Source organism: Actinomyces urogenitalis DSM 15434 (assembly GCF_000159035.1).
Lineage (GTDB): Bacteria > Actinomycetota > Actinomycetes > Actinomycetales > Actinomycetaceae > Actinomyces > Actinomyces urogenitalis.
On record NZ_DS999598.1, the window covers coordinates 1 to 966 of the forward strand.

Sequence of the window (966 nt, forward strand, 5' to 3'; positions counted from 1 at the left end):
TCGGGCTTGGAGACCCCGCCCAGCCGGCGACCGGTGCCGCCTGCCAGGACGACGACGTCGAAGACGGGACAGGGTGTGGGCGGAGGGGCCTGGTGGCTCATGGTGCTCCTCGGGATGCGGCTCGCTAGAGGCCTGCGGGATCCTCGCCGTCGGCCGGGCGCACCCAGTCGCCCGAGCGCCCGCCGGACTTCGCCGTCACCTTGGCCTCGCGCAGCGCCACGGCCCGGTCCACGCCCTTGACCATGTCCACGATGGCCAGCCCCGCCACGGTCGCAGCGGTCAGGGCCTCCATCTCCACACCTGTGCGGTCAGCAGTGCGCACGGTGGTCTCGATACGCACGCCCTCGTCCTCAATCTCCAGGTCCACCTGACAGCCGTGGACGCCGATGACGTGCGCCAGGGGGAGCAGGTCAGGGACCTTCTTCGCCGCGGCGATGCCGGAGACCCTGGCGACGGCAAGTACGTCCCCCTTGGGCACGGTTCCGTCCCGCAGCGCGGCCACGATCGCGGGCGAGCAGCTGACGAAGGCGCTCGCGCTGGCGGTGCGCACGGTGGGCTGCTTGGCGGTGACGTCCACCATGTAGGCGGCTCCGGCGTGGTCCAGGTGGGTCAGGCGGATCGGAGAGGGGGACAAGGGTACTCCTTGGATCGAGTGAGGGCTGACAGATGGAGACGGCGGCTGCTACTGGCCGCAGGACGGCAGACGGCCTGCGCCGGGCACGGGCGGGGCTGACAGGGCGAGGAGACGGACCTGATCACCCTGGCTCACGCCCTCGGCCTCGGCCGGGACCACGGCCAGGGCCTCGGCGCGGGCCAGGGAGGCCACGAGGTGTGAGCCTGAGCCGAGGTGGTGGGCCGGAGCGACCCACAGCGGCTGGCTCGTGGGGTCGCAGGAAACCGGGCTGGCCTCCTGGCCCGCAGCGGCCTGCGGGGCGCTCACGGCGCGCACAGCCAGGTGCTGGCGGC

At 73.0% G+C, this 966-nt stretch carries 1 protein-coding gene and 1 pseudogene; both read right to left on the reverse strand.

Going from position 1 to position 966, the window contains the following annotated elements; translation table 11 throughout:
• Nucleotides 1-124: 124 nt before the first annotated feature.
• The gene (moaC, locus tag HMPREF0058_RS11425; RefSeq protein ID WP_006549954.1) at nt 125-634 is read right to left on the reverse strand and encodes a cyclic pyranopterin monophosphate synthase MoaC; all 510 of its coding nucleotides are present in this window, start codon (nt 632-634) and stop codon (nt 125-127) included.
• Between the two features lie 48 nt (nt 635-682).
• Nucleotides 683-966: pseudogene (locus HMPREF0058_RS11430) on the reverse strand (hypothetical protein); the annotation flags it as partial.